Origin of the sequence: Mycobacterium sp. 1081908.1, from assembly GCF_001673535.1 — a bacterium.
In the GTDB taxonomy this organism is placed as follows: domain Bacteria; phylum Actinomycetota; class Actinomycetes; order Mycobacteriales; family Mycobacteriaceae; genus Mycobacterium.
Genome location: NZ_LZLY01000133.1, coordinates 61,560 through 86,726, shown reverse-complemented (window position 1 = coordinate 86,726; position 25,167 = coordinate 61,560). Strand labels below are relative to the sequence as shown.

The following is a 25,167-nucleotide window of genomic DNA, read 5'->3' as shown; positions in this document are numbered from 1 at the left end:
GCTAGCCGGGAACTTGCCCGAGTTCGCCGCCAGACGCCCGCTACTGGCGGTTGGTACCTTCGCGGACCCGTAAAATGGACGCGATCAAGGAGGTGGGAGCCGATGGGAAGCGCCGACGAGCGTCGCTTTGAGGTGCTGCGCGCCATCGTCGCCGACTTCGTCGCCACCAAGGAACCGATCGGCTCGAAGTCGTTGGTGGAGCGCCACAACCTGGGGGTGTCGTCCGCCACGGTCCGCAACGACATGGCGGTGCTGGAGGCCGAGGGGTACATCACCCAGCCGCACACCAGCTCCGGGCGGGTGCCCACCGAAAAGGGCTACCGCGAGTTCGTGGACCGGCTCGACGACGTCAAACCGCTGTCATCGGCCGAGCGGAGCGCGATCCAAAGCTTCCTGGAGTCCGGCGTCGACCTCGACGACGTGCTGCGCCGCGCGGTGCGCCTGCTGGCGCAGCTGACCCGTCAGGTGGCGGTGGTCCAGTACCCGACCCTTTCGACGTCGACCGTCCGCCATCTGGAGGTGGTCGGGCTGACGCCGGCGCGGCTGTTGATGGTCGTCATCACCGACTCCGGCCGGGTCGACCAGCGGATCGTCGAACTCGGCGACGTCATCGACGACCATCAGCTTTCCCAGCTGCGCGAGATGCTGGGGCAGGCCCTGGTCGGCAAGCGGCTGTCCGCCGCATCGACCGCGGTCGCCGACCTGGCCGGCGAGCTGCACGGGCGCAGCGGGCTGGCCACCAACCTGAGCGACGCCGTCGGCCGCTCGGCGACCGTGCTGCTGGAGTCGCTGGTGGAGCACAGCGAGGAACGCCTGCTGATGGGCGGCACCGCCAACTTGACCCGCAACGCCGCGGATTTCGGCGGATCGTTGCGGCCCATCCTGGAGGCGCTCGAGGAGCAGGTGGTGGTGCTGCGGTTGCTGGCGGCGCAGCAGGAAGCCGGCAAGGTCACCGTCCGCATCGGCCACGAAACGGCCGCGGAGCAGATCGTCGGGACCTCGATGGTGTCCACCGCGTACGGCCACTCGGATACCGTGTACGGCGGCATGGGTGTGCTGGGCCCCACCCGGATGGACTATCCGGGAACTATCGCCAGCGTGGCCGCGGTTGCTCTGTACATCGGCGAAGTGCTGGGTGCCCGATGACCGCTCACCCGCACTGGAGTTTGTGGACGGCCGCGTAGGCGCGGCATAAGACCTTTCAGGAGAGTCAGGCGTGGCACGCGACTATTACGGGCTGCTCGGCGTGAGCAGAAACGCCAGCGATGCGGACATCAAACGCGCCTACCGCAAGCTGGCGCGCGAGCTGCATCCGGACGTCAACCCCGATGAGGCCGCGCAGGCGAAGTTCAAGGAGATCAGCGTCGCCTACGAAGTGCTCAGCGACCCGGAGAAACGCCGGATCGTCGACCTGGGCGGCGATCCGCTGGAGAACGCGGCCGCGGCCGGCGGCGGGTTCGGCGGCTTCGGCAACTTGGGCGACGTGTTCGAGGCCTTCTTCGGCGGCGGCTTCAACGCGGGGTCGGCCTCGCGCGGGCCGATCGGGCGGGTTCGGCCCGGCTCGGACTCGCTGCTGCGGATGCGGCTGGACCTCGAAGAGTGCGCGACCGGGGTGACCAAGCAGGTCACCGTCGACACCGCGGTCCTGTGCGATCGCTGCCAGGGCAAGGGCACCAACGGCGATTCCGCACCGGTGCCCTGCGACACCTGCGGCGGCCGCGGCGAGGTGCAGACCGTGCAGCGTTCGCTGCTGGGGCAGATGGTGACGTCGCGGCCGTGCCCCACCTGCCGTGGTGTGGGCGTGGTCATCCCCGACCCGTGCCACCAGTGCATGGGCGACGGCCGGGTGCGCGCCCGCCGCGAGATCAGCGTCAAGATCCCGGCCGGCGTCGGCGACGGCATGCGCGTCCGGCTCGCCGCGCAGGGCGAGGTCGGGCCCGGCGGAGGGCCGGCCGGTGACCTGTACGTCGAGGTCCACGAGCAGGCCCACGACATCTTCGTCCGCGAGGGCGACGACCTGCACTGCACGGTCTCGGTGCCGATGGTCGACGCGGCGCTGGGCGTCACCGTCACCATCGACGCCATCCTGGACGGCAAGAGCGAGATCAACATCCCGCCGGGCACGCAGCCCGGCACCGTCATCACGCTGCGCGGCCACGGGATGCCGCACCTGCGCTCGGGCGCCCGGGGCAATCTGAACGTCCACGTCGAGGTAGTGGTGCCGAGCCGGCTCGACCACCGCGACACCGAGCTGCTGCGCGAGCTGAAGGACCGCCGCAGCCGCGATGTGGCCGAGGTCCGCTCGACGCACGCCGCCGGGGGGCTGTTCAGCCGGCTGCGCGAGACCTTCACCGGGCGCTAGTTTCCTCCCGGTTCGCCGAACGTGGGGTCTATGGACGAATTCGGGCCGGTATTCGTACCTGGTGCCCACGTTCGGCGTCGCGCTCGTTCGGCGGCTTGACGTAGGAGAAACCGATGGTGGCGACGCTGTTCTACGTCGACGCACTGCCCGACCTCGGCGCACTGGCCGTCGTCGAGGGCGACGAGGGCTTCCACGCCGCCACCGTGCGGCGCATTCGGCCGGGCGAACGGCTGGTCCTCGGCGACGGCGCCGGCGCGCTCGCCCACTGCGAGGTCGAGCAGGCGGGCCGCGACGGGCTGCGGGCGCGGGTCCTGGAGCGCTGGAATGTGGAGCCGCCGCGTCCCGCGGTGACGGTGGTGCAGGCCCTGCCCAAGTCGGACCGCTCGGAGTTGGCGATCGAGCTGGCCACCGAGGCGGGCGCCGACGCGTTCCTCGCCTGGCAGGCGTCCCGCTGCGTGGCCAGCTGGGAGGGCGCGCGGGTCGGCAAGGGCCTGCGGCGGTGGCGTGCGGTCGCGCGGTCGGCGGCGCGGCAGTCCCGCCGGGCGCACATCCCGCCCGTCGACGGCGTGGTGTCCACCGCCGCCCTGACGCAACGGGTTCGAGACGAGGTGGCGGCCGGGTCGGCGGTGCTGGCGCTGCACGAGTCCGCGACGGGCGGGCTCGCGGATAGCCATGTGGCACAAGTGGATTCGGTGCTCCTCGTTATCGGGCCCGAAGGGGGCATCGCGCCCGACGAGATCGCCGCGTTGACCGACGCGGGCGCGACGGCCGTCCGGCTCGGCCCGCAGGTGCTGCGGACGTCGAGTGCGGCTGCGGTGGCGCTCGGGGCGCTGGGCGTGCTCACCCCGCGGTGGGCGGCACACGAACCATTGGGACAGGGTCCTGACCAGCGGTAGACTGGCAAGCCAGGATTTCACCACGTCAGATAGGCAGGCATCGGAAAACACGTGACGCCCCGCGAGACCAGCGCAGCATCGACCTCCCAGGTTCGCAGCAGCATCAACGTTCCGCCCGATCTCGTCGTGGGCCTGCTGGGTTCGGCAGACGAAAACCTGCGCGCCCTGGAGCGCATCCTGAGCGCCGATCTGCATGTGCGGGGCAACGCCGTCACCATTTCCGGTGAGCCGGCGGACGTCGCGCTCGCCGAGCGGGTGGTCTCCGAGCTGATAGCCATCGTCGCCAGCGGCCAGCCGATGACCCCGGAGGTGGTGCGCCATAGCGTGGCGATGCTCGTCGGCACGGGCAACGAATCACCCGCCGAGGTGCTCACCCTGGACATCCTGTCGCGCCGCGGAAACACGATCCGGCCCAAGACGCTCAACCAGAAGCGCTACGTCGACGCCATCGACGCCAACACGATCGTCTTCGGGGTCGGCCCGGCCGGCACCGGGAAGACGTATCTGGCCATGGCCAAGGCCGTGCACGCGCTGCAGACCAAGCAGGTCAGCCGGATCATCCTGACCCGCCCGGCGGTGGAAGCCGGTGAGCGCCTTGGCTTTTTGCCGGGCACGCTCAGCGAAAAGATCGACCCCTATCTGCGCCCGCTTTATGACGCGCTGTACGACATGATGGACGCCGAGCTGATCCCAAAGCTGATGTCTGCCGGGGTAATTGAGGTCGCGCCGCTCGCATACATGCGTGGCCGCACCCTTAATGATGCCTTCATCGTCCTCGACGAGGCCCAGAACACCACCGCCGAACAGATGAAGATGTTCCTCACCCGACTCGGGTTCGGGTCGAAGGTCGTCGTCACGGGCGACATGACCCAGATCGATCTTCCCGGCGGCGCCCGGTCGGGACTGCGCTCGGCGGTCGAGATCCTCGAAAGCGTCGACGACATCTATATCGCGGAGCTGACCAGCGTCGACGTGGTGCGCCACCGGCTGGTCTCGGAAATCGTCGACGCCTACGCCCGCTACGAAGAGCCCGGCTCGGGGATGAACCGGGCGGCCCGTCGGGCCTCGGGTGGCCGAAGCCGCCGATGAGCATCGAAGTCTCCAACGAGTCGGGGATCGACGTCTCCGAGGCGGAATTGGTCAGCGTCGCGAAGTTCGTGATCGCCAGGATGGACGTCAACCCGAGCGCCGAGCTGTCGATGGTGCTGCTGGACACCGCGGCGATGGCCGACCTGCACATGCGCTGGATGGACCTGCCCGGGCCGACCGACGTGATGAGCTTCCCGATGGACGAGCTCGAGCCGGGTGGGCGCCCCGACGCGCCCGAGCCGGGGCCGGCGATGCTGGGCGACATCGTGTTGTGTCCGGAATTCGCCGCCGGGCAGGCGGCCGCGGCGGGCCACACCCTGGGACATGAGTTGGCGCTGTTGACGATTCACGGGGTGCTGCATCTGCTCGGCTACGACCACGGCGAGCCGGACGAGGAAAAAGAGATGTTCGCCCTGCAGGACAAGCTGCTCGAAGAATGGGTCGCCGAACAGGTCGATGCCTATCAGCAGGAACGCCAGGCGGAACGGGACCGCCGATTGCTGGACAAGTCAAGGTTTTTCGACAATTGACCGGCGTGTCGCAGCTGCTCGGCGCGATCGCCCTGATCGCTTTGGGCGGGCTTTTCGCGGCGATCGACGCCGCCGTCAGCACGGTCTCGCTCGCCCGGGTGCAGGAACTGGTCCGCGAGGAGCGACCCGGCGCGGTGTCGCTGCTCAGGGTGATGAGCGAGCGGCCCCGCTACATCAACCTGATGGTGCTGCTGCGCATCATTTGCGAGATCACCGCGACCGTCTTGCTGGTGGTGTTTCTCTACGACAACTGGGGCATCAAGTGGGGGTTGGTCGGCGCGGCCACCATCATGGTGGTGACCAGCTTCGTCGTCATCGGGGTCGGGCCCCGCACCCTCGGGCGCCAGCACGCCTATTCCATCTCGCTGATGACGGCCCTTCCGCTCCGGGTGATTTCGTGGCTGCTGATGCCGCTCAGCAGGTTGCTGGTGGTCCTGGGCAACGCGCTCACACCGGGCCGCGGATTGCGAAATGGGCCGTTCGCCTCGGAGATCGAACTGCGCGAAGTTGTCGACCTGGCCCAGCAGCGCGGCGTGGTCGCGGCCGACGAACGCCGGATGATCGAGTCGGTCTTCGAACTCGGTGACACCCCGGCCCGCGAGGTGATGGTGCCGCGCACCGAGATGATCTGGATCGAAAGCGACAAGTCCGCCAGCCAGGCCACGAACCTGGCCGTGCGCAGCGGGCACTCCCGCATCCCGGTGATCGGCGAGAACGTCGACGACGTCGTCGGCGTGGTGTACCTGAAAGACCTTGTCCAACAGACGTTCCTGTCGCCCGACGGTGGTCGCGACACCAAGGTGTCGCAGGTCATGCGCCCCGCGGTCTTCGTGCCGGACTCCAAGCCGCTGGACACGCTGCTGCGTGAGATGCAACGCGACCGCAACCACATGGCCCTGCTCGTCGACGAGTACGGCGCGATAGCCGGCCTGGTCAGCATCGAAGACGTGCTGGAAGAAATCGTCGGCGAGATCGCCGACGAATACGACCAGGCGGAGACGGCCCCGATAGAAGACCTGGGCGACAAGCGGTTCCGGGTTTCCGCGCGACTGCCGATCGAAGACGTCGGGGAACTCTACGACGTGGAATTCGACGACGACCTCGACGTTGACACCGTGGGCGGCCTGGTCGCCCTGGAACTGGGCCGGGTGCCGCTGCCGGGCGCCGAAGTGGTCTCGCACGGCCTGCGGTTGCGCGCCGAGGGCGGCCCGGATCACCGTGGGCGGGTACGGATCAACACCGTCCTGCTGAGCCGGGCGGACGCCGACGGGTCGACGGACGGGAAGGCCGATCACCATGGCTGACGAACTGGACGCCGAGGACGCCAAGCTGGTGGTGCTGGCGCGCGCCGCGATGGCCCGCGCCGAGGCCGACAGCGGCGCCGCGGTGCGGGACGCGGACGGCCGCACGTATGCGGCCGCGCCGGTGGACCTGCCGACGCTGAAGCTGAGCGGGCTGCAGGCCGCGGTCGCCGCCGCCGCGTCCAGCGGGGCGACCGGCCTGGAGGCGGCCGTCCTGGTGGCGGGATCCGCCGACGATCCGGGCATCGTCGCGGTCCGCGAACTGTCCCCCACGGCCGTGATCATCGTCACCGACCGCGCCGGCAACCTGCTATGAGGCGCCGGCATGGCTGAATTCCGTTCGGGCTTCGTCTGTTTGGTCGGCCGGCCGAACACCGGCAAGTCGACCCTGACCAACGCGCTCGTCGGCGCCAAGGTGGCGATCACCTCGACGCGACCGCAGACCACCCGGCACACCATTCGCGGGATCGTGCACCGCGAAGACTTCCAGATCGTCCTGGTCGACACCCCGGGCCTGCATCGGCCGCGCACCCTGCTGGGCAAGCGCCTCAACGATCTTGTCCGCGATACCTACACGGAAGTGGACGTGATCGGGCTGTGCATCCCGGCCGACGAGGCCATCGGCCCGGGCGACCGCTGGATCGTCGAACAGATCCGTGCCGTCGCACCCAAGACGACGCTCGTCGCGGTCGTCACCAAGATCGACAAGGTGCCCAAAGACCGGGTGGCCGCGCAGCTGGTCGCCGTCAGCGAATTGGTCGGCGGCTCATGCGAAATCGTCCCGGTGTCGGCGGCGACCGGTGCGCAGGTCGACGTGCTGGTCGACGTGCTGGCCGCGGCGCTGCCCGTCGGCCCCGCGTACTACCCCGACGGCGAGCTGACCGACGAGCCCGAGGAGGTCCTGATAGCCGAGCTCATCCGCGAGGCCGCGCTGGAAGGGGTTCGCGACGAGCTGCCGCACTCGCTGGCGGTGGTGATCGGCGAGATCAATCCGCGCGAAGACCGCGACGACCTGATCGACGTGCACGCCATCCTCTACGTGGAGCGGGACAGCCAGAAGGGCATCGTCATCGGCAAGGGCGGCGCGCGGCTGCGGCAAGTCGGCACCGCCGCGCGCGCCCAGATCGAGAAGCTGCTGGGCACCAAAATCTATCTGGACCTGCGCGTGAAGGTGGCCAAGAACTGGCAGAGCGACCCCAAACAGCTTGGCCGGCTAGGTTTTTAGCACCCGGACGGTCTCCATCGACGGATCGGCCGCGTCGGGCACGTTCATCCCGGCGCGCACACCGGAACACAAATAGTCCAGCACGGCGTCGTTGAGGCACTCGCCGGGGACGACGGCGGGAATCCCGGGCGGATACGGGGTGACCTGCTCGGCGCTGATCCATCCCGACCGGATACCCGGGTTGGCACGAGCTATGTGCGCGCCCCTGGCGTGTCGCCGCCGGCATGCCACCACACCGTGGGCTGCTTGGTCGACCAGCCGCAGACGGCCTCGAGCTCTGCGGCCAGCGAGATGAGCAGCCCTTCGCTGTTTGCCGGACCCATCAGCTGCACGCCGATCGGCAAACCCTCGGAGGTGAATCCGGCCGGCACGTTGATGGACGGCCAGCCCAGCAGGTTCCACGGCCAGGTCAACGGGCACGCGGCGATCATGGTGCGGTCGGTGCCGAAGCCGCTCAACCGGTCGAAGGCGCGCGCCAGCGGCGGCGGCTGGGCGGTGGTCGGCGCGAGCACCACGTCGACGATGTCGAAGATCGAGCCGACCCGGCGCTGGTCGGCGGCCTCGTGGCGGCGTGCGCTGCGCAGGATCGCCTCGCCCATCACGTGGCCCACCCGCAGGTTGGACAACGTGCGGGGATCCCAGATGACGCCGTCGCCCAGCCGCTCCTCCCACTCCCGCAGCCCCGCGGTGGACCGGGCCAGGAAATTCCACGACAACCGCAGGCCGTAGTCGGGGTTGCCGGGCACGACGGTGTGGCCCAGGAGCTGCAGTTGCTTGCCGACGGCGCGGGTGGCGGCCAGGATCTCGGGGTGCAACTTGGCCCGGAAACCGGTGTAGGGGAACCGCGTCGACAGCGCGATGTTGAGCGGACCGGGCGCCTTCCCGACATAGTCGGACGCCGTGATCGGGGGCGGCTTGTGCCGGTCGCCCTCGACGTTGCCCGACGCGGCGTCCAGCACCAACGCCGCGTCGGCCACCGTGCGCGCCAACACGCCGTTGACCGTGATTCCGTTGAACGCCTCCGGCAACGGCCAGGTGGAGATGCGGCCGCGCTGCGGCTTGATGCCCACCAGGTGCGTCCACGCCGCGGGGATGCGCACGCTGCCGGCGCCGTCGGAGCCGATCGCGGCGGTGACCAAGCCCGCGGCCACCGCGGCCGCGCTGCCCCCCGACGATCCACCCGGCGTGTGCCGGCGCGACCAGGGGTTGCGGGTGTGTCCGAATCCGGGGCCGCTGGTGAACGGCCATTGGCCCAGTTCGCAGGTGTTCGTCTTGCCCACGATCACCGCGCCGGCAGCCTTCAGGCGGCGCACCACCTCGGCGTCCTGGGTGGCGGGCGCAACGTACCCCTCGGTGCCGAACGCGGTCGGCACGCCCGCGACGTCGACGTCGTCCTTGACCGCGATCGGGACGCCCAGCAGCGGGGCGGTGTCGCCGGCCGCGCGTCGCCGATCGGCCTCGGCCGCGTCGACCAGCGCCGACTCGGTCAGCACCACCCGGAAGGCGTTCAGCGTCGGCTGGCTGGTGTGGATGGCGTGCAGGGAGCGGCTCACCAGCGTGGTGGACGTCACAGCGCGGCTGGCCAGCTGATAGAGCAGGTCAGTTAGGGTGGGCAGGCGCTGATAGCCGGATCCCGCGAGGGACCCGGCGCCCGACCCGGAAGCGCCAATCACGGGGTACGAGACTAACGGCGCGGATACCCGCATTGTCGCGGCGGGGTGCAAAACTATTGTGATGCGGCTATATCGAGACCGGGCTGTTGTGCTGCGCCAGCACAAGCTCGGCGAAGCCGACCGGATCGTCACCCTGCTGACCCGCGATCACGGGCTGGTCCGCGCGGTGGCCAAGGGCGTTCGCCGCACCCGCAGCAAATTCGGAGCGCGACTTGAGCCGTTTGCTCATATCGACGCGCAACTGCACCCCGGACGCAACCTGGACATCGTCACCCAGGTCGTCGCCATCGATGCGTTCGCCACCGACATCGTCAGCGACTACGGCCGGTACACCTGCGGGTGCGCGATGCTGGAAACCGCCGAACGCCTCGCCGGTGAGGAGCGGGCCCCGGCCCCGGCGCTGCACCGGCTCACGGTGAGCGCGCTGCGCGCGGTCGCCGACGGCCGCCGGCCCCGCGACCTGCTGCTGGACGCCTATCTGCTGCGCGCCATGGGCATCGCCGGATGGGCGCCGGCGCTCACCGAGTGCGCCCGGTGCGCCACGCCCGGTCCGCACCGGGCGTTTCATATCGCCGCCGGGGGCAGCGTCTGCCCACATTGCCGCCCGGCCGGTTCGACCACCCCGCCGCCGGGTGTGCTGGATCTGATGGCCGCGTTGCACGACGGCGATTGGGAGGCCGCCGAAGCGTCGCCGCAATCGCACCGCAGCCACGTCAGCGGATTGGTGGCCGCCCACCTGCAGTGGCATCTGGAACGCCAGCTCAAAACGTTGCCGCTGGTGGAGCGGGCGTATCACGCCGACCGCACGATCGCCGAACGGCGCGCAGCGCCGATCGGGCAGGATACGGCCTGTGGCTGAGCGCAAGCCGAAGTCGACCGACTTCCCGCAACTGCCCCCCGCACCCGACGATTACCCGGTCTTTCCCGACACCTCGACCTGGCCGGTCGTCTTCCCGGAGCTGCCGCCGTCCGCCGACGGTGGTCCGCGCCGGCCGCCGCAGCACATTTCGAAGGCGGCCGCGCCGCGGATCCCGGCCGACCGGCTGCCCAATCACGTCGCGATCGTGATGGACGGCAACGGTCGCTGGGCCACCCAGCGCGGGCTGAGCCGCACCGACGGCCACCGGGCGGGCGAGGCGGTGGTGATTGACATCGTCTGCGGCGCAATCGAAATCGGGATCAAATGGCTCAGCCTGTACGCCTTTTCCACCGAGAACTGGAAGCGGTCCCCCGAGGAGGTCCGCTTCCTGATGGGGTTCAACCGCGACGTGGTGCGCATGCGCCGCGTCAACCTCAACACGATCGGGGTCCGCATCCGCTGGGTGGGTTCGCGGCCCCGCCTGTGGCGCAGCGTCATCAACGAGCTGGCGGTCGCCGAGGCGATGACGCTGGGCAACGACGTCATCACGGTGAATTACTGCGTAAACTACGGCGGCCGGGCCGAAATCGCCGATGCCGCAAAGGATATCGCACGCCTGGCCCAGGCCGGCCGGCTCAACCCCGAACGCATCACCGAGGCGACGATCTCGCGCCACCTGCAACGGCCCGACATCCCCGACGTCGACCTTTTCCTGCGGACGTCGGGGGAGCAGCGGTCCAGCAACTTCATGCTGTGGCAGGCGGCGTACGCCGAGTACATCTTTCAGGACAAGCTGTGGCCCGACTACGACCGCCGCGACCTGTGGGCGGCCTGCGAGGAATACGCCGAGCGCAATAGAAGATTCGGGAGCGCCTAGTGCCGTCACTGCAGGAACGTCTGGCGTCGATACTGCGCGACGTCCTTCCCGTCGACGAGGAACCCGACGGCGCACTCACGTTGCGCCACAACGGCACCCTGGCGTCGTTGCGGGTGGTGAACATCGCCGAGGGCCTTGACCTGGTCTCGCTCACGCAGATCTTGGCCTGGGACCTGCCGCTGACCAAGAAGGTCGGCGACCAGATAGCCAAGCAGGCGCGCGACAGCAACTTCGGCAGCGTCACCCTGGTCGAGAAGGCCAACGAGAAGGCGGTGCAGCGCAACTCGGGCAGGGGCGCGGCCAAGACCGGTGACGTGATGCTGCGCTACAACTTTCCCGGCGGCGGGCTGACCGATGACGCCCTGCGCACCCTGATCCTGCTGGTGCTGGACACGGGCGCCGAGATCCGGCGGTCCGTGACGGGCTAGGACACGGCGGATTCGGCGGGCGCGAGGGCCGGCGAGCCGGCGGCGAGGTCCAGGCGGGCGCCGGTCCGCAGCAGGGAGTGCATGAGGTTCGGGTCGTGATCGGCCGGCAGGGTCGAGTCCATGAATCGTTCGACGACCTCGACGAAGCGATCCGGGTGGTCGTGATGCGGCACGTGCCCGGACTTCTCGAAGATCTCGAGGTGCGACCCGGCCATCGCGGCGTGGGCCGTCCGGGCGTGGCTCACCGGGATAACGAGGTCGTCTTCGCCCCAAATGATTTGCACGGGAACGGAGTCCACCAAGTAGCTGCGATCGAGCATGGTGACGTATTGGCCGCGCCCGTCCACCACCGACCGCAACGTGCGCGCGAACGCCGACAAGGCGGCGGGATCGCGAAACCCCTCGAGCAGGCGCACGGTGTCGACGGCGTCGCGGCCAAACTTGGTGGAACCCAGCAGGGCCTGAACGGCGCGGCCGAAGACTCGCATCGCGGGCAGCGCGCCCGGCACGCGCACCATGGACAGCGCCTCGCTGCCCATCGGCATCGCCGCCAGTCGCAGCGCGAAGCTCACGTCCGACTCGACGCCCCCGGCGCTGACCAACACGAGGCGCTCGACCAGATGCGGGTATTGGTAGGCGAACTGCATCGCCACGCCGCCGCCGAACGAGTGCCCGACGAGGGTGACCCGCTCGATTCCCAGCACGGCGAGCAGGTCGCGCATCCCGTTGGCGAAGGCGGGCAGCGAGTAGTCGGCGCGCGGCTTGTCGGATTCGCCGTGGCCCAGCAGGTCCGGCGCGATGACGGTGAACCGCTGCGCGAGCTTGGCGTGCACCGGCCCCCAGGACTCGGACTTGTCGCCGACGCCGTGGATCAGCAGCAGGGCCGGCCCGGAGCCGGCGATGCGGAAGGCGCGGCGGTAGCCGTGGATGGTGCGAAACTGCAGTGACGGGGACTCGACGTCGCGTACCGGCCGCAGGTGGGGGGCTGGTTGCTTCCGCATCGTGTTCTCGCTTCCCTTGAGTTCTGGTTGCCTCGGCCCGTGGGCCACTCATGGGTAGGAGCACGCGACGGTCGCGTATCGGACACTTTTTTCAGAACTTTTCCGGTCAGAAAAAAACACGAGGCCGGCGCCGGCGCGGTTCAGCCTAGGATCCGCATTCCGAGCACGTTCCGAAGATCTCGATGGTGTGGCTGACGTCGGAATAGCCGTACTTGGCGGCCACTTGCGCCGCCCATTCCTCGACCTCGTGGTCGCCCACCTCGATCGTGGAGCCACAGCCGCGGCACACCAAATGGTGGTGATGGTGCTCCGAGCACCTGCGGTAGACCGACTCGCCGGTGTCGGTGCGCAGCGTGTCGACCATGCCCGCCGTGGCCATCGACTGCAGGGTGCGATACACGGTGGTCAAACCGATGTTCTCGCCGCGCCGGCGTAGCTCGTCGTGCAGCTCCTGGGCGGAACGGAATTCGTCGAGCGTCTCCAGCAGCGTGGAAATCGCCGCCCGCTGCCGGGTGGAACGGACGCTCGTGCCGGTCACAGCGCGTCCTCACTCGCGTGGGCGACCGCGTCGACGACGATGTGCGCCAGGTGGTGGTCGGCCAGCCGGTAGAGCACCTCGCGGCCGGATCGCTCCCCGGCGACCACGCCGGCCGCCTTGAGGATCTTCAGATGCTGGCTGACCAGCGGCTGCGGCACGCCGAGGGCGTCGACCAGTTCGTGCACGCAGCGCTGCGACTCGCGCAGCTGCAGCACGATGGCGATCCGCACCGGTGCGGCCAGCGCGCGCAGGAGCTCGCCGGCGGCGTCGAGAATCTCCCGCGACGGCGGCACCGGGTATTCGGGAAACCTCGCGTGCTCGCCGGGGCCCGCGTCGCCGTGCTGGTGGGGCACCGCGCCCAGGTCGGAGCGCGGCTCGTCGGCCGCGGCGGTCGGCATCGAGGAGGGCTCGGAAACGGGCACCGAGGGGGACATCGCCATCCGAGAGTCATCACCTCGAGAAGTGCCGGTTGTTGTGGAAGGGCCGCGACGGCGTCATGGTCGGCCGCTTTCCACTGTCACATGCATGATGACGCATGTCAAAGACCGAGGCGGCGGTCGATACCATGGCTGATGTTTTGCGGGCGGCCTTCGCCGCCCACCCGTCTGCCCGGATCTTCGAAAGGGAGTGCACTGCCCCGTGGCGTCCGTCATCGACACCGTAGTCAACCTGGCCAAACGGCGGGGCTTCGTCTTTCCCTCGGGCGAGATCTACGGCGGCACTAAGTCGGCGTGGGATTACGGGCCGCTGGGCGTGGAGCTCAAGGAGAACATCAAGCGCCAGTGGTGGCGCGCTGTGGTCACCGGGCGCGATGACGTGGTCGGGATCGACTCGTCGATCATCCTTCCGCGCCAGGTGTGGGTGGCCTCCGGCCACGTCGAGGTCTTCCACGACCCGCTGGTCGAGTGCCTGAACTGCCACCACCGGCACCGCCAGGACCACATGCAGGAGGCCTACGCGGCGAAGAAGGGGATCGACGACCCCGATTCGGTGCCGATGACCGAGATCGTCTGCCCGGACTGCGGCACCAAGGGCCAATGGACCGAGCCCCGCGAGTTCAACATGATGCTCAAGACCTATCTCGGGCCCATCGAGACCGAGGAGGGGCTGCACTATCTGCGGCCCGAGACCGCGCAGGGCATCTTCGTCAACTTCGCCAACGTGGTGACGACGGCCCGCCGCAAGCCGCCGTTCGGCATCGGGCAGATCGGCAAGAGCTTCCGCAACGAGATCACGCCCGGCAACTTCATCTTCCGGACCCGTGAGTTCGAACAGATGGAGATGGAGTTCTTCGTCGAGCCGTCGACCGCCAGGGAATGGCATCAGTATTGGATCGACACGCGGCGGGACTGGTATGTGGACCTGGGCATCGACCCGGAGAACCTGCGGCTGTACGAGCACCCCAAGGAGAAGTTGTCGCACTACTCGGACCGCACCGTCGACATCGAGTACAAGTTCGGTTTCGCCGGCAACCCGTGGGGTGAGCTGGAAGGTGTGGCGAACCGAACCGATTTCGACTTGTCAACGCACGCAAAGCATTCCGGCGTCGACCTGTCGTTCTACGACCAGGTCGCGGACACCCGATACACGCCGTACGTCATCGAACCGGCGGCCGGCCTGACACGGTCGTTCATGGCGTTTTTGATCGACTCCTACACCGAGGACGAGGCCCCCAACGCCAAGGGCGGCATGGACAAACGCACGGTGCTTCGGCTCGACCCGCGCCTGGCGCCGGTCAAGGCCGCGGTGCTGCCGCTGTCGCGGCACGCCGACCTGAGCCCCAAGGCCCGCGACCTCGCCGCCGAATTGCGCAAGAGCTGGAACATCGATTTCGACGACGCCGGCGCCATCGGACGCCGCTACCGGCGCCAGGACGAGGTCGGTACGCCGTTCTGCGTGACGGTGGATTTCGACTCGCTCTCCGACGACGCCGTCACCGTGCGCGAGCGCGACAAGATGACGCAGGACCGCGTCGCGATGGGCGCGGTCGCCGACTACCTGGCGGCGCGCCTCAAGGGTTGCTAGGCGCCCGACCATTCTCGCTCAGGCGGCCTCGTTGGAAGCCGAGCACCAGGCCATCGTTCGTGATGTGCTGGCCGCTGGTGACTTCTGGGGTGGCGCCGGTTCGGTGGCCTGCCAGGAGTTCATCACCCAGTTGGGTCGCAACTTCCAGGTGATCTACGAGCAGGCCAACGCTCACGGCCAGAAGGTGCAGACGGCGGGCAGCAACATGTCCAGCACGGACAGCGCCGTCGGGTCCAGCTGGGCCTGATCGGCCTCCAAGGGCGCGGGTAACACATCGCGCGTTACCCGCGCCCGAGGCGTCCCATCGCGCCGGCGGTTACGCAGACGGGTCGCCGAGGCGAATTCGGCACCACGACGGCCTTGAGGGTTTGGTAAAACCCCGGATTTTTCATGGCCGATGGCCTTAGTATCGGCTCATGGTGTGTGTTGATCGTTGGACTGTGCCGTCAGTACGGCCGGATGGGTGGGGGTTTTGATGGTTCCTGCTTTCACGTTCTTTCCCCCGGAGATCAACTCGGCGCTGATGTTCGCCGGCGCGGGGTCGGGGCCCCTGTTCATGGCGGCATCGGCCTGGGACTCGCTGGCCACGGACTTGGCAGGCGCGGCGTCGTCGTTCCAAAACGTCATCAGCGGGCTGACCGACGGGCCGTGGGCCGGTCCGGCCTCGGTGTCGATGGCGGCGGCGGCGACGCCCTACGTGGGTTGGCTGAGCGCGGCCGCCGGGCAAGCGGAGACCGCGGCCCTTCAGGCCCGGACCGCGGCGACGGCGTTTGAGTCCGCGCTGGCGGCGACGGTGCCCACGCCGGCCGTCACCGCGAACCGTGTCCAGCTGATGGCGCTGATCGCAACGAACATCCTGGGGCAGAACACCCCGGCGATCTTCATGACCGAGTTCGAGTACATGGAGATGTGGGCCCAGGACGTGGCCGCCATGGTGGGCTACCACGGCGGGGCGATGGGCGTGGCCGCGGCGTTGCCGTCGTTCAGCCTGCCCCCGGTGAACCTGTCGGGCCTGACGGGGCTGCTGAGCGCACCGCTCACCGGCGTGGCGTCGCAGGTCGCCGGCCTGGGGGGTGCGGTGGGGAGCGCGATTGGGGCTTCGTCGGCGGTGTCAACGGTCTCGTCGGCGGTGAGTACCGCGTCGTCGCTGGCCTCCGCGGCGCCGATTTCGTCGCTGTCGACGGTCGCGCAGGTCGGCATGATGCCGGTCAGCATGATGATGTCGCCGATCATGATGGCGGCCCAGGCGGGAATGGGCGGCTCGAACGCGGCCGCGCTGGCGGGCGCGACGGGTGCGGCCGTCGACCCGGCGAAGTTTGTCAGCAGCGCCGCTCCCGCGGGCATGGGCAAGGGCCTCGGCGGGATCGGCGGCCTGGGTGGCGCCGAGGCGGGTCTCGGCAAGGCGCGGCTGGTCGGGGCGATGTCGGTGCCCCCGAACTGGCAGGGGTCGGCCCCGGCGCGGATGGTCAGCGCAGCGATGTCAGGCCTGGGCAGCGAGATGCCCGGCGCGGCGGCCGCGGCGGCGGGCGCGCCGATGGGCGGCGGCATGCCGATGATGCCGATGCCGATGGGCGGCGGCATGGGTGCCGGGGGCATGCCCGGCGGCATGATGGGCCGCGGTGGGGCCAGCCCGACGCACGTGATCCAGTCGCGGCCCAGCGTGGTACCCCGAACCGGCGTCGGATAGGCCACCGGAATCGGCGTCTAGCTGGTCCTAATCAGCCACCAAGGGCGCGGGCGACACCCGGGGGGAAAGGGTGTCGCCCGCGCCTTCGGCATGTTTACCGGCGGTCGACCGATTTTTTCCCGAGGTGGCACGCCTAAACCCGCCGCAATGCGTTCCCAACGCGTTTTGGGGCCCACCGTAAGGCCGTCAATCCCTTGCCGGGTGCCATACCCGCAAACGAATTCCACGCCGGAAACCGCCCGGGTGCGAGCCGGTGCGCCCCGGGCGGCCCGCCGGCAACGCTGTCCGTCACGGAAAATGTTGCGTGGCAACGACTTCCGGGGCGGCCGGCGGGGTGCGATGCCGGCGCCCGCTCCGGTCTGGATCCGGCCGCCGGCGCACCGATGTTCGCGCACTTGTTCTAAAACGGGCGAAATCCATCAAACTCGGGCATTGTGCTTCGGATTGACTTACGATGCGAAGTACTCGGTGATGGATTTCTCACCACCGGGTGAGAAAAGTACGGAGACGGCTGAGGAAGGGGGCAGCGTGCTATTGCCTCTTGGTTCGCCGCTGCCGGACGATGCAGTAGCGGCGAAGCGTGGTGAGTCCGGCATGCTCGGCGGCCTATCGGTTCCCCTCAAGTGGGGTGTAGCCGTGCCGCCGGATGATTACGACCATTGGGCACCGGAGCCGGAAGAGGGCGCCGATGCCGGCAATAACGCGACCGACGGGCTGAACCCCGAGGCCGCGGCAGAGGGCATGGACGAGTGGAACGAATGGGCCGAATGGAGCGAGTGGCAGGGCGAGGCGGAACCTCGCTTCGACTTGCCGCGGACTACCGGCGTGATACCGACTTCTCCAGCAGCCGGCTGAGAGAGAGGGAGTATCCCGCCATCGGCTTCAATGCCGCGTAACAGCCAGTTACGACGGTCAACCTGTATCACAAGGCAAGAAATTCATCCAGAAGGAGAAAAGGCAACATGGCAACACGCTTTATGACTGACCCGCATGAGATGCGGGCGATGGCGGGCCGGTTTGAGGTCCACGCGCAGACCGTTGAGGATGAGGCCCGCAAGATGTGGGCGTCGTCGATGAACATCGCCGGTGCGGGCTGGAGTGGCCAGGCGCAGGCGACGTCCTACGACACCATGGGTCAGATGAATCAGGCGTTCCGCAACATCGTGAACATGCTGCACGGTGTGCGTGACGGGCTGATCCGCGACGCGAACAACTACGAGCAGCAAGAGCAGGCCTCGCAGCAAATCCTCGGCAGCTAGCCCCCACACTTTTATTTCAGGAGGAAAACATGACCATCAATTACCAGTTTGGCGATGTGGATGCCCATGGTGCGACGATTCGCGCCCAGGCCGCGTCGTTGGAAGCCGAGCACCAGGCCATCGTTCGTGATGTGCTGGCCGCTGGTGACTTCTGGGGTGGCGCCGGTTCGGTGGCCTGCCAGGAGTTCATCACCCAGTTGGGTCGCAACTTCCAGGTGATCTACGAGCAGGCCAACGCTCACGGCCAGAAGGTGCAGTCGGCGGGCAGCAACATGTCCAGCACGGACAGCGCCGTCGGGTCCAGCTGGGCCTGATCGCAACGTTTCAAGGCGGGGCCGCACACCGATCGGTGTGCGGCCCCGTTCTTTGTCCGCCGGGTCTCAGAACCGCCCGCCGCCACCCATGAGGCCGCCGCCGGAGGAGCCACCCCACGAGCCCGAGGCGCTCGGACCGCCGCCGAAGGAGGCGGGGCTCCACCCGCCGAACCCGCCCCGCATGCCCGCGCTGAGCAGGTCGCCGATGATGATCCCGCCGATCATGGCGCCGGTGTCGCTGCTGCCGCGGCGGGCATAGAAGCGTTGGGCCTGCTGCACGTCCGCGTTCGCGAGCGCCTGGGCGGTGGCGGCCAGCGTCGACGCCGCGTTGGCGTGGGCAATCGCCTCGGACGGGTTGGTCGACCGCTTGTCCTGGGCGGCCCGCAGGTGTCGTTTGGCCTCGGCGAGCCGGGTCCGGGCCTCGGCTCCGATGCTGCCCCGACGGGTGTCGATGTACTCGGAGACGCCGCGCACCCGCGCCTGGGCCGTGAACGCGGCCTGCTCGAAGGAACGCTCGAGCCGCTCGGCGGTCGCCTGCTCCTGGGCGACGGCGGCCAGGGCCCGATCGAGGGCGGCGTCGGCCTTCGTCATCCGGGCGAACGTGCCGAGGGGATCCGCGGCGCCACCGCCGCGGGCGCCCATGATGGCCGCGGCCGCCTCGTCGCGCGCGGCGGTGAGGTCGGCGGCGCGGCCCGCCGAGGTGCCGCGCGCCTTCTGCAGCTGTTCGTCGGCGCGCTTGATGCCCGCTTGGATCTCGCCGATGACCGCGGGCAAGGCGGCGACGGCGTGCCTGATGTCGGTTGCCGCGTTGTCGATCGCATCCAGCAGCGCGCGGGCCTGTCCGAGTGCGGCCTCGGCGGCATGGATCGCGTCGACCAACGCGGCCTGCTGTCCGCCCTGGACGCCGGCCAGATCGCGGGCGGAGTCGATGTTGCGGTCCGCGAACGCCAGCCTCCCCTTGGTGCTCGCGATGTTGCCGGACACCGAAGTCAGCGCCGCGGCGTCGAATTCCTTGCGCAGCTCGGCCAGCCGCTGCTCGGCGGGGGCGATGCGGGCCGTGAGGTCGACATATTGCTGGGTCAGGGCGTCCAACCGCGACGGCGCGTTGACCACCAAAACCCGCAGCTGTTCGAACGCCTCCCGTTGTGATTCGAGTTCGCGGTTGGCGCGCGCCGCCGAGACGATCACCCGTGTCAGCATCTCCCGGCGCTGCGCGGGTGTCTCGGGCGTGCTGTCGTCCAGCTGCTGGCGCATGGTAAAGGCTTGCGACAGAGCGGCTTTGGCGTTGCTCACCGCGTGGATGAAGGGTTGGGTCCGCTGCTCGCCGAACTCGTCGATCGCCAGTGTCAACTCGTTGGCGCTGGTGCGCACCGCGTTGTCGACCTCCACCACCATCGAGCGGGACAGGTCGTCGAGGGCCGTCAGCGGCACCGCGGCCAGCGCGTTGGGATCGGTGGGATCGACGCGTCGCGCCGCGGCCAACTCGGCGGCGCGCCGTCGCCCGCGGCGATAGCGCATCACGACCAGCAGGGCCACCACGGCGGCGGCCACGACGCCCAGCGCGACCAGCAGGACTAGGCGACCCGACGACGACGGCGTCGTGTCGAGCCCGTTCGCCGCCGCGACCGCGGCGCCGCTCCAGTCGCCGTCCCGCAGCGCGGGTTCGATCTTGGTGCGCCGCAGCGAATCAACCTGACCCGCGCTGACGCTCGTGATCGCCGAGGGGACGAAGAAGGCGTACGCCCGTCCGGTGGTGGCGACGGCCAGCAGCGCGTCGTAGTCACCCAGGTCGCTGGCGCTACGGGTGCGCCTGGCCCAGTTTTCCGCGTTCTCCCCGGAGAAGTCGTCCACGTAGACCACCCACAGCCGAATGTGGCGATCGGCGTAGAGCTTGTCGACGGCCGACGTCACCGCGGCGCGGCCGGAATCCGGCAGCGCGTTCGCGTTGTCGGTGACCTGATCCGGCAGCCGAAACGGCGGGTGCGCGCCGGCGGCCGGTGCCAGCAGCAGCCCGGCCCCGAGACCCGTGAGGATCGTCAGGATCACGCCGAGCAGCCGAGCAGAGCGCATGAGTCAATCTAGCCCGCATTCCCTGGCAGACTGTGCGGCGGTGAGTACGCATCAGCACGACCCCTACGACGACTTCGACCGTCAGCGGCGGGTGCGCGAAGCGGCGAAGACGGCGGGCCTGCCGGGCACGGAAGGTCAGCACCGCACCGACTTCGCCCGGGACCGCGCCCGGGTGCTGCACAGCGCCGCTCTGCGCCGCCTGGCCGACAAGACGCAGGTGGTCGGACCCCGCGAGGGTGACACCCCCCGCACCCGGTTGACCCACTCGCTGGAGGTGGCCCAGATCGGGCGGGGGATGGCGGTGGGGCTGAGCTGCGACCTCGACCTCGTCGAACTGGCCGGTCTGGCCCACGACATCGGGCATCCGCCCTACGGCCACAACGGGGAACGCGCGCTCGACGAGTTCGCGGCCGACAACGGCGGCTTCGAGGGCAACGCCCAGAATTTCCGGATCTTGACCACCCTTGAACCCAAAATTCTTGACGCGCAAGGCAATAGCGCGGGACTGAACCTGACCCGGGCGTCCCTGGACGCGGTCACCAAATACCCGTGGACCCGCGGTCGGGGGCCGGGAAGAAAGTTCGGCTTCTACGACGAGGACCGCGAGGCCGCCGCGTGGGTTCGCCAGGGGGCGCCGCCGGACCGGACGTGCCTGGAGGCCCAGGTGATGGACTGGGCCGACGACGTCGCATATTCGGTGCACGACGTGGAGGACGGCGTCGTCTCCCAGCGCATCGATCTACGTGTGCTCGCCGACGACGACGAGGCGGCCGCGCTGGCCAAGCTGGGGGAGAGCGAATTCTCCCGGGTGAGCGCCGACGACTTCATGGCCGCCGCGCGACGGTTGTCGGGCCTGCCCGTGGTCGCCGCCGTCGGCAAGTACGACGCCACGCTGGCCGCGGCGGTGGCTCTCAAGCAATTGACCAGTGAATTGGTGGGCCGATTCGCCTCGGCCGCCATTGCGACCACGCGTGCCGCGGCCGGCCCGGGGCCACTGGTGCGCTACCAGGCCGACCTGCAGGTGCCCGACCTGGTGCGTGCCGAGGTCGCCCTGCTGAAAATCCTGGCGCTGCAGTTCATCATGTCGGACCCCCGGCACCTGGAAACCCAGGCCCGGCAGCGCGAACGCATCCACCGGGTGGCGCAATGGCTGTACTCCGGGGCGCCCGGATCGCTCGACCCCGTCTTCGCCGCGGCGTTCACCACCGCGGCCGACGACGGCGCCCGCCTCCGGGTCGTCGTCGACCAGGTCGCCTCCTACACCGAGGGTCGGCTGGAGCGGATCGACGCCCGTCAGGCGACCGGATAGCGTTACCGGCATGACCAAACTCAGCGCCGTTGCCGCCGCCTTGCTGTCGCTCCCCGTCGTGGCCCTGAACGCCTGCAGTTCGCCCCAGCACGCGACCAGCCAGACCGGCACCACGCCCCCGGTCCAAACCGGTTCGTCGTCGGCCGCGCCGGGCCCGGCGCCCGCCGCCGGATCGCTGACTGCGCAACTGAAGGCGGCCGACGGCAAGGACGTCGCCACGGCGACCTTCGACTTCAGCAACGGCTACGCCACCGTCACCGTCAAGACGGTCGCCGGCGGCATCCTCGCGCCCGGCTTCCACGACATGCACATCCACGCGGTCGGCAAGTGCGAGCCGAATTCGGTCGCCCCGACTGGCGGCCCGCCCGGAAACTTCCTGTCCGCCGGCGGGCATTTCCAGGCGCCCGGACACTCCGGGATGCCCGAGAGCGGTGACCTGACCATGCTCGAAGTGCGCCAGGACGGTTCGGCGTACCTGGTCACCACCAGCGACGCGTTCACCAGGGACCAGCTGCTGGCCGGTGACAAGACCGCGTTGATGATCCACGGCGCCCAGAACACCGACCAGGCGATGGACCGGATCGCGTGCGGCGTCATCGGGCCGGCAAGCTGATCCGGGCCGGCGTCTTAGACTGGGCCGATGGCCGGCCGGATCTCTGATCGCGATATCGCCGCCATCCGCGAACGGGCCCGCATCGAAGATGTCGTCGGCGACTACGTCCAGCTCAAGCGCGCTGGCGCCGACTCGCTCAAGGGCCTGTGCCCGTTCCACAACGAGAAGTCGCCGTCGTTCCACGTCCGCCCGAACCACGGCCACTTCCACTGCTTCGGGTGCGGCGAGGGCGGCGACGTGTACGCGTTCGTCCAGAAGATCGAACACGTCAGCTTCGTCGAGGCGGTCGAACTGCTCGCCGACCGGATCGGCCACACCATCACCTACACCGGCGCCGCCGCCACCAACGTGCAGCGCGATCGGGGCAGCCGCAGCAGGCTGGTAGCGGCCAACGCGGCCGCCGCCGAGTTCTACGCGGCGGCGCTGGAATCCGACGAGGCGGCACCGGCCCGCCAATACCTGACTGAGCGCAACTTCGACGCCGCGGCGGCGCGTCATTTCGGCTGCGGGTTCGCCCCGTCGGGGTGGGACTCGCTGACAAAACACCTGCAGCGCAAGGGCTTTGAGTTCAAGGAGCTGGAGGCGGCCGGCCTGTCGCGGGAGGGGCGCCGCGGCCCGATGGATCGCTTCCACCGGAGGCTGTTGTGGCCCATCCGCACCGCGGCCGGCGAGGTGATCGGGTTCGGGGCGCGACGCCTGTTCGACGACGACCCGATGGAAGCCAAGTACATCAACACGCCCGAGACGCAGCTGTACAAGAAGTCGTCGGTGATGTTCGGCATCGACCTGGCCAAGCGCGACATCGCCAAGGGGCACCAGGCCGTCGTCGTCGAGGGCTACACCGACGTGATGGCGATGCACCTGGCCGGCGTCACCACCGCCGTCGCCTCCTGCGGCACCGCGTTCGGCGACGAGCACCTGGCCATGCTGCGCAGATTGATGATGGACGACAGCTTCTTTCGCGGGGAATTGATCTACGTCTTCGACGGCGACGCGGCCGGCCGCGCCGCCGCGCTGAAGGCATTCGGCGGTGAGCAGAACCTGGCCGGGCAGTCCTTCGTCGCCGTCGCGCCGGACGGAATGGACCCGTGCGACCTGCGCCTGAAGTCCGGCGACGGCGCGCTGCGCGACCTGGTGGCCCGGCGAACCCCGTTGTTCGAGTTCGCCATTCGCACCGCGATCGCCGAGATGGACCTGGACAGCGCCGAGGGCAGGGTCGCCGCGCTGCGCCGCTGCGTGCCTATGGTCGGTCAGATCAAGGACCCCACGCTGCGCGACGAGTATGCCCGCCAGCTCGCCGGCTGGGTCGGCTGGGACGACGTCGCGCAAGTCATCGAGCGGGTGCGGGGCGAGGGAAAAAGGTCCGACGCCGTCGACCGGGCCGGCGCCAAGCCCGCCCGTCGCGCTGGGCAGCAGCCGGCCGCCGCGGCTCCGGCCGAACCTGCGGCCGCGCGACCCAACCCGCGCGACCCGACCCTGTGGGCCCAGCGCGAGGCCCTCAAGTCGGCGTTACAGTACCCGGCCCTGGCGGGCCCGGTGTTCGACACGCTGACCGTGGAGAGCTTCACGCACCCCGGCTACGCGGCCGTCCGGGCGGCCATCGAGTCCGCGGGCGGCACCTCGACCGGTGTCACCGGGGCGGAGTGGCTCGAGGCGGTGCGCCAGCAGACCACGTCGGCCCTGACCGGGAGCCTGATCAGCGAGCTGGGGGTGGAGGCCATCCAGGTCGATGAGGAGAAGCTGCCCCGCTACATCGGCGGGGTGCTCGCGCGCCTGCAGGAGGTCTGGATGGGCCGGCAGATCGCCGAGGTGAAGTCCAAACTGCAGCGCATGTCGCCCATCGAGCAGGGCGACGAGTACCACGCGCTGTTCGGCGACCTGGTCGCGATGGAGGCCTATCGGCGCAGCCTGCTGGAGCAGGCTAGCGGCGACGATCTGACGGTGTGAGGGCGGGATCCGCCGGTCGTTCCGCGCCGCGTTCCACGACGGCCGTCTGCTCGTCGATCTCGGTCAGGGTGACAAAGCCGGCGTCGGGCGAGATCCGGTTCGCGATCTTGCGGCGTCCGCCCTCGATCATGGACTTGGCCACGGGGCTGCTGGTCAGCGCGCGATAGGTGCCGACGAGCTGCTCGTATCGGCGACGTCCGGCCTTCGAGCCCAGCACATAACCCAGTCCAAGCACCACGACATACCGGATCAAAGCGTTCCTCCCGACGATCGATGGCTCCATCCTGCCTCACCTTCGGCGGCGGCCGCGCGGCGGCGGGTAGGACACCTGCCGCCTAGTTGGGCGCGGTCGTGCCAGTACGCTAGAGTCGTCCGGCGATCGGTTTAGTCCCCTGTAGCTCAATTGGCAGAGCATTCGGCTGTTAACCGAAGGGTTGGTGGTTCGAGTCCACCCGGGGGAGCGAGGTTGAGCCCCAGTCGTCTACGCTCTGGCCGCCACGGCCATGGAACTTTCAGTTCCTCGCAGGAGGGCTCATGGAATTCCTGGTCACGATGACCACGCACGTCCCGGATGGAACGCCGCCGGACACGGTCGACGACGTCCGGGCGAATGGCGCACTCTGGGCCTGTTCGCCGCGGCCGACGCGGGGGAGCTCGAGCGGGTGCTCGCCTCGATGCCGCTGCGCATCTGGCGCACCGATGAGGTGACCCGCTGACCCCGCACCCCAACGACCCCGCGGGTCACAGCAGGTAGTTCAGGCCCCATTCCTGTTCCGCGGCCAGCCGGGCGGCGCCGGTCTCGGCTTCGGCTTCTCCGCTGGCCAGGGCCACCAGCGCGGAGGCCAGCCTGAACAGCGGTACCTGGTGTCGTTCGCTGGCGCGGAGCAGCTCCCGAAATGCGGCGTGAGTGCCGCACCTGCGCCACCCGACGAGAATCCCCACCGCCGTGTCGAGAGCTCGACTGGCCTGCAGTCGGCTTTCATCGAGGTGTCGCTGGCTCGCCAGGCTTTCGGTCATCTGTGCCCCCTGAATGAATCGTATTGCCGCGCAACTGAATAGAATCCTCAGCTGAAAGTGATTGGGCGACGCCACGTTTCGCGTCGCCCCGCGGCATGGATCCAATATATGGCATGGCTGCCCGGTAGCCGTGTGACATTTCTAATT

General features: G+C 69.1%; 27 protein-coding genes, 1 tRNA gene and 2 pseudogenes. 22 read left to right on the top strand and 8 right to left on the bottom strand.

Annotated features, from left to right (window positions below; all coding sequences use genetic code 11):
- The first annotated feature begins 102 nt into the window (after positions 1–102).
- The 8 genes from hrcA (at position 103) to era (ending at position 7,403) form a co-directional block, all read left to right on the top strand.
- On the top strand, positions 103–1,146 hold the full coding sequence (gene hrcA, locus A5655_RS22220; protein ID WP_067013794.1) for a heat-inducible transcriptional repressor HrcA: 1,044 nt from the start codon (positions 103–105) through the stop codon (positions 1,144–1,146).
- A gap of 70 nt (positions 1,147–1,216) precedes the next feature.
- The gene (gene dnaJ / locus A5655_RS22215; protein WP_067013792.1) at positions 1,217–2,362 is read left to right on the top strand and encodes a molecular chaperone DnaJ; all 1,146 of its coding nucleotides are present in this window, start codon (positions 1,217–1,219) and stop codon (positions 2,360–2,362) included.
- 113 nt (positions 2,363–2,475) lie between these two features.
- Entirely contained in the window at positions 2,476–3,258 is a 783-nt protein-coding gene (locus tag A5655_RS22210) for a 16S rRNA (uracil(1498)-N(3))-methyltransferase (RefSeq protein ID WP_067013790.1), read from the top strand.
- Between the two features lie 51 nt (positions 3,259–3,309).
- On the top strand, positions 3,310–4,347 hold the full coding sequence (locus A5655_RS22205; protein ID WP_067013788.1) for a PhoH family protein: 1,038 nt from the start codon (positions 3,310–3,312) through the stop codon (positions 4,345–4,347).
- Positions 4,344–4,877 (top strand): rRNA maturation RNase YbeY, encoded by a 534-nt coding sequence (ybeY, locus tag A5655_RS22200; protein ID WP_067013786.1) that lies wholly within the window; start codon positions 4,344–4,346, stop codon positions 4,875–4,877. Before A5655_RS22205 ends, ybeY begins: the two co-directional genes overlap by 4 nt.
- Positions 4,874–6,181, top strand: coding sequence for a hemolysin family protein (locus A5655_RS22195; protein WP_067013784.1), 1,308 nt, complete (start codon positions 4,874–4,876; stop codon positions 6,179–6,181). The genes ybeY and A5655_RS22195 overlap by 4 nt, the downstream gene beginning before the upstream one ends.
- Complete coding sequence (locus A5655_RS22190) at positions 6,174–6,494, top strand: cytidine deaminase (RefSeq protein WP_067013782.1); 321 nt, start codon at positions 6,174–6,176, stop codon at positions 6,492–6,494. The genes A5655_RS22195 and A5655_RS22190 overlap by 8 nt, the downstream gene beginning before the upstream one ends.
- Before the next feature lie 9 nt (positions 6,495–6,503).
- The gene (gene era / locus A5655_RS22185) at positions 6,504–7,403 is read left to right on the top strand and encodes a GTPase Era (RefSeq protein WP_067013780.1); all 900 of its coding nucleotides are present in this window, start codon (positions 6,504–6,506) and stop codon (positions 7,401–7,403) included.
- Here era and A5655_RS22180 read toward each other — a convergent pair.
- Positions 7,392–7,571 (bottom strand): annotated as a pseudogene (locus A5655_RS22180) (ornithine decarboxylase); the annotation flags it as partial. The gene era and the pseudogene A5655_RS22180 sit on opposite strands and share 12 nt — an antisense overlap.
- Before the next feature lie 23 nt (positions 7,572–7,594).
- Entirely contained in the window at positions 7,595–9,076 is a 1,482-nt protein-coding gene (locus tag A5655_RS22175; protein ID WP_067013776.1) for an amidase, read from the bottom strand.
- A 61-nt stretch (positions 9,077–9,137) separates the two neighbouring features.
- Between A5655_RS22175 and recO the strand changes: the two genes are divergently transcribed.
- The 3 genes from recO to A5655_RS22160 are packed head-to-tail and all read left to right on the top strand — an operon-like array spanning position 9,138 to position 11,240.
- A complete protein-coding gene (gene recO, locus A5655_RS22170; RefSeq protein ID WP_067013773.1) occupies positions 9,138–9,935 on the top strand; it encodes a DNA repair protein RecO in 798 nt (265 codons plus the stop codon).
- Positions 9,928–10,812 carry a decaprenyl diphosphate synthase gene (locus A5655_RS22165; RefSeq protein WP_067013771.1) on the top strand — a complete coding sequence of 295 codons (885 nt, stop codon included), beginning with the start codon at positions 9,928–9,930 and terminating at the stop codon, positions 10,810–10,812. Before recO ends, A5655_RS22165 begins: the two co-directional genes overlap by 8 nt.
- Positions 10,812–11,240, top strand: coding sequence for a hypothetical protein (locus A5655_RS22160; protein WP_067013769.1), 429 nt, complete (start codon positions 10,812–10,814; stop codon positions 11,238–11,240). Before A5655_RS22165 ends, A5655_RS22160 begins: the two co-directional genes overlap by 1 nt.
- Here A5655_RS22160 and A5655_RS22155 read toward each other — a convergent pair.
- From A5655_RS22155 to A5655_RS22145, 3 genes are all read right to left on the bottom strand, one after another.
- Positions 11,237–12,241: an alpha/beta fold hydrolase gene (locus tag A5655_RS22155; protein ID WP_067013767.1), complete on the bottom strand. Its 1,005-nt coding sequence runs from the start codon at positions 12,239–12,241 to the stop codon at positions 11,237–11,239. The genes A5655_RS22160 and A5655_RS22155 overlap by 4 nt on opposite strands.
- 145 nt (positions 12,242–12,386) lie before the next feature.
- A complete protein-coding gene (locus tag A5655_RS22150) occupies positions 12,387–12,779 on the bottom strand; it encodes a Fur family transcriptional regulator (RefSeq protein WP_067013765.1) in 393 nt (130 codons plus the stop codon).
- Positions 12,776–13,219 (bottom strand): metalloregulator ArsR/SmtB family transcription factor, encoded by a 444-nt coding sequence (locus tag A5655_RS22145; RefSeq protein ID WP_156764988.1) that lies wholly within the window; start codon positions 13,217–13,219, stop codon positions 12,776–12,778. Before A5655_RS22145 ends, A5655_RS22150 begins: the two co-directional genes overlap by 4 nt.
- A gap of 187 nt (positions 13,220–13,406) precedes the next feature.
- Between A5655_RS22145 and A5655_RS22140 the strand changes: the two genes are divergently transcribed.
- The 6 genes from A5655_RS22140 (at position 13,407) to A5655_RS22115 (ending at position 18,064) form a co-directional block, all read left to right on the top strand.
- Positions 13,407–14,804, top strand: coding sequence for a glycine--tRNA ligase (locus A5655_RS22140; protein ID WP_197508768.1), 1,398 nt, complete (start codon positions 13,407–13,409; stop codon positions 14,802–14,804).
- Between the two features lie 10 nt (positions 14,805–14,814).
- A complete protein-coding gene (locus A5655_RS22135) occupies positions 14,815–15,051 on the top strand; it encodes a WXG100 family type VII secretion target (RefSeq protein ID WP_067013761.1) in 237 nt (78 codons plus the stop codon).
- Between the two features lie 228 nt (positions 15,052–15,279).
- Positions 15,280–16,491 carry a PPE family protein gene (locus A5655_RS22130; RefSeq protein WP_067013848.1) on the top strand — a complete coding sequence of 404 codons (1,212 nt, stop codon included), beginning with the start codon at positions 15,280–15,282 and terminating at the stop codon, positions 16,489–16,491.
- Between the two features lie 594 nt (positions 16,492–17,085).
- Entirely contained in the window at positions 17,086–17,346 is a 261-nt protein-coding gene (locus tag A5655_RS29460) for a hypothetical protein (RefSeq protein ID WP_067013759.1), read from the top strand.
- 107 nt (positions 17,347–17,453) lie between these two features.
- Positions 17,454–17,750 carry a WXG100 family type VII secretion target gene (locus A5655_RS22120; protein ID WP_066914021.1) on the top strand — a complete coding sequence of 99 codons (297 nt, stop codon included), beginning with the start codon at positions 17,454–17,456 and terminating at the stop codon, positions 17,748–17,750.
- A gap of 29 nt (positions 17,751–17,779) precedes the next feature.
- Positions 17,780–18,064, top strand: a complete 285-nt coding sequence (locus A5655_RS22115; protein ID WP_067013757.1) for a WXG100 family type VII secretion target — start codon at positions 17,780–17,782, stop codon at positions 18,062–18,064.
- Between the two features lie 66 nt (positions 18,065–18,130).
- Here A5655_RS22115 and A5655_RS22110 read toward each other — a convergent pair whose 3' ends face one another.
- Positions 18,131–20,134, bottom strand: a complete 2,004-nt coding sequence (locus A5655_RS22110; RefSeq protein WP_067013755.1) for a TPM domain-containing protein — start codon at positions 20,132–20,134, stop codon at positions 18,131–18,133.
- A 40-nt stretch (positions 20,135–20,174) separates the two neighbouring features.
- On the opposite strand from A5655_RS22110, the gene A5655_RS22105 reads away from it, so the two are divergent.
- The 3 genes from A5655_RS22105 to dnaG are packed head-to-tail and all read left to right on the top strand — an operon-like array spanning position 20,175 to position 24,003.
- Positions 20,175–21,443 carry a deoxyguanosinetriphosphate triphosphohydrolase gene (locus A5655_RS22105; protein WP_067013753.1) on the top strand — a complete coding sequence of 423 codons (1,269 nt, stop codon included), beginning with the start codon at positions 20,175–20,177 and terminating at the stop codon, positions 21,441–21,443.
- Positions 21,444–21,453: 10 nt separating this feature from the next.
- Positions 21,454–22,056, top strand: coding sequence for a superoxide dismutase family protein (locus A5655_RS22100; RefSeq protein WP_082978810.1), 603 nt, complete (start codon positions 21,454–21,456; stop codon positions 22,054–22,056).
- A gap of 27 nt (positions 22,057–22,083) precedes the next feature.
- Positions 22,084–24,003: a DNA primase gene (gene dnaG / locus A5655_RS22095; RefSeq protein ID WP_067013751.1), complete on the top strand. Its 1,920-nt coding sequence runs from the start codon at positions 22,084–22,086 to the stop codon at positions 24,001–24,003.
- Here the strand turns inward: dnaG and A5655_RS22090 are convergent.
- Positions 23,978–24,256, bottom strand: a complete 279-nt coding sequence (locus tag A5655_RS22090; protein ID WP_067013749.1) for a hypothetical protein — start codon at positions 24,254–24,256, stop codon at positions 23,978–23,980. The genes dnaG and A5655_RS22090 overlap by 26 nt on opposite strands.
- Positions 24,257–24,391: 135 nt before the next feature.
- Here A5655_RS22090 and A5655_RS22085 point away from each other — a divergent pair.
- Both A5655_RS22085 and A5655_RS27445 read left to right on the top strand, forming a co-directional pair.
- Positions 24,392–24,464: transfer RNA gene (locus tag A5655_RS22085), tRNA-Asn, on the top strand.
- 73 nt (positions 24,465–24,537) lie between these two features.
- Positions 24,538–24,745 (top strand): annotated as a pseudogene (locus A5655_RS27445) (muconolactone Delta-isomerase family protein); the annotation flags it as partial.
- Here A5655_RS27445 and A5655_RS22080 read toward each other — a convergent pair.
- Positions 24,745–25,020: an ANTAR domain-containing protein gene (locus tag A5655_RS22080; protein WP_067013747.1), complete on the bottom strand. Its 276-nt coding sequence runs from the start codon at positions 25,018–25,020 to the stop codon at positions 24,745–24,747. The pseudogene A5655_RS27445 and the gene A5655_RS22080 sit on opposite strands and share 1 nt — an antisense overlap.
- Between the last annotated feature and the right edge of the window lie 147 nt (positions 25,021–25,167).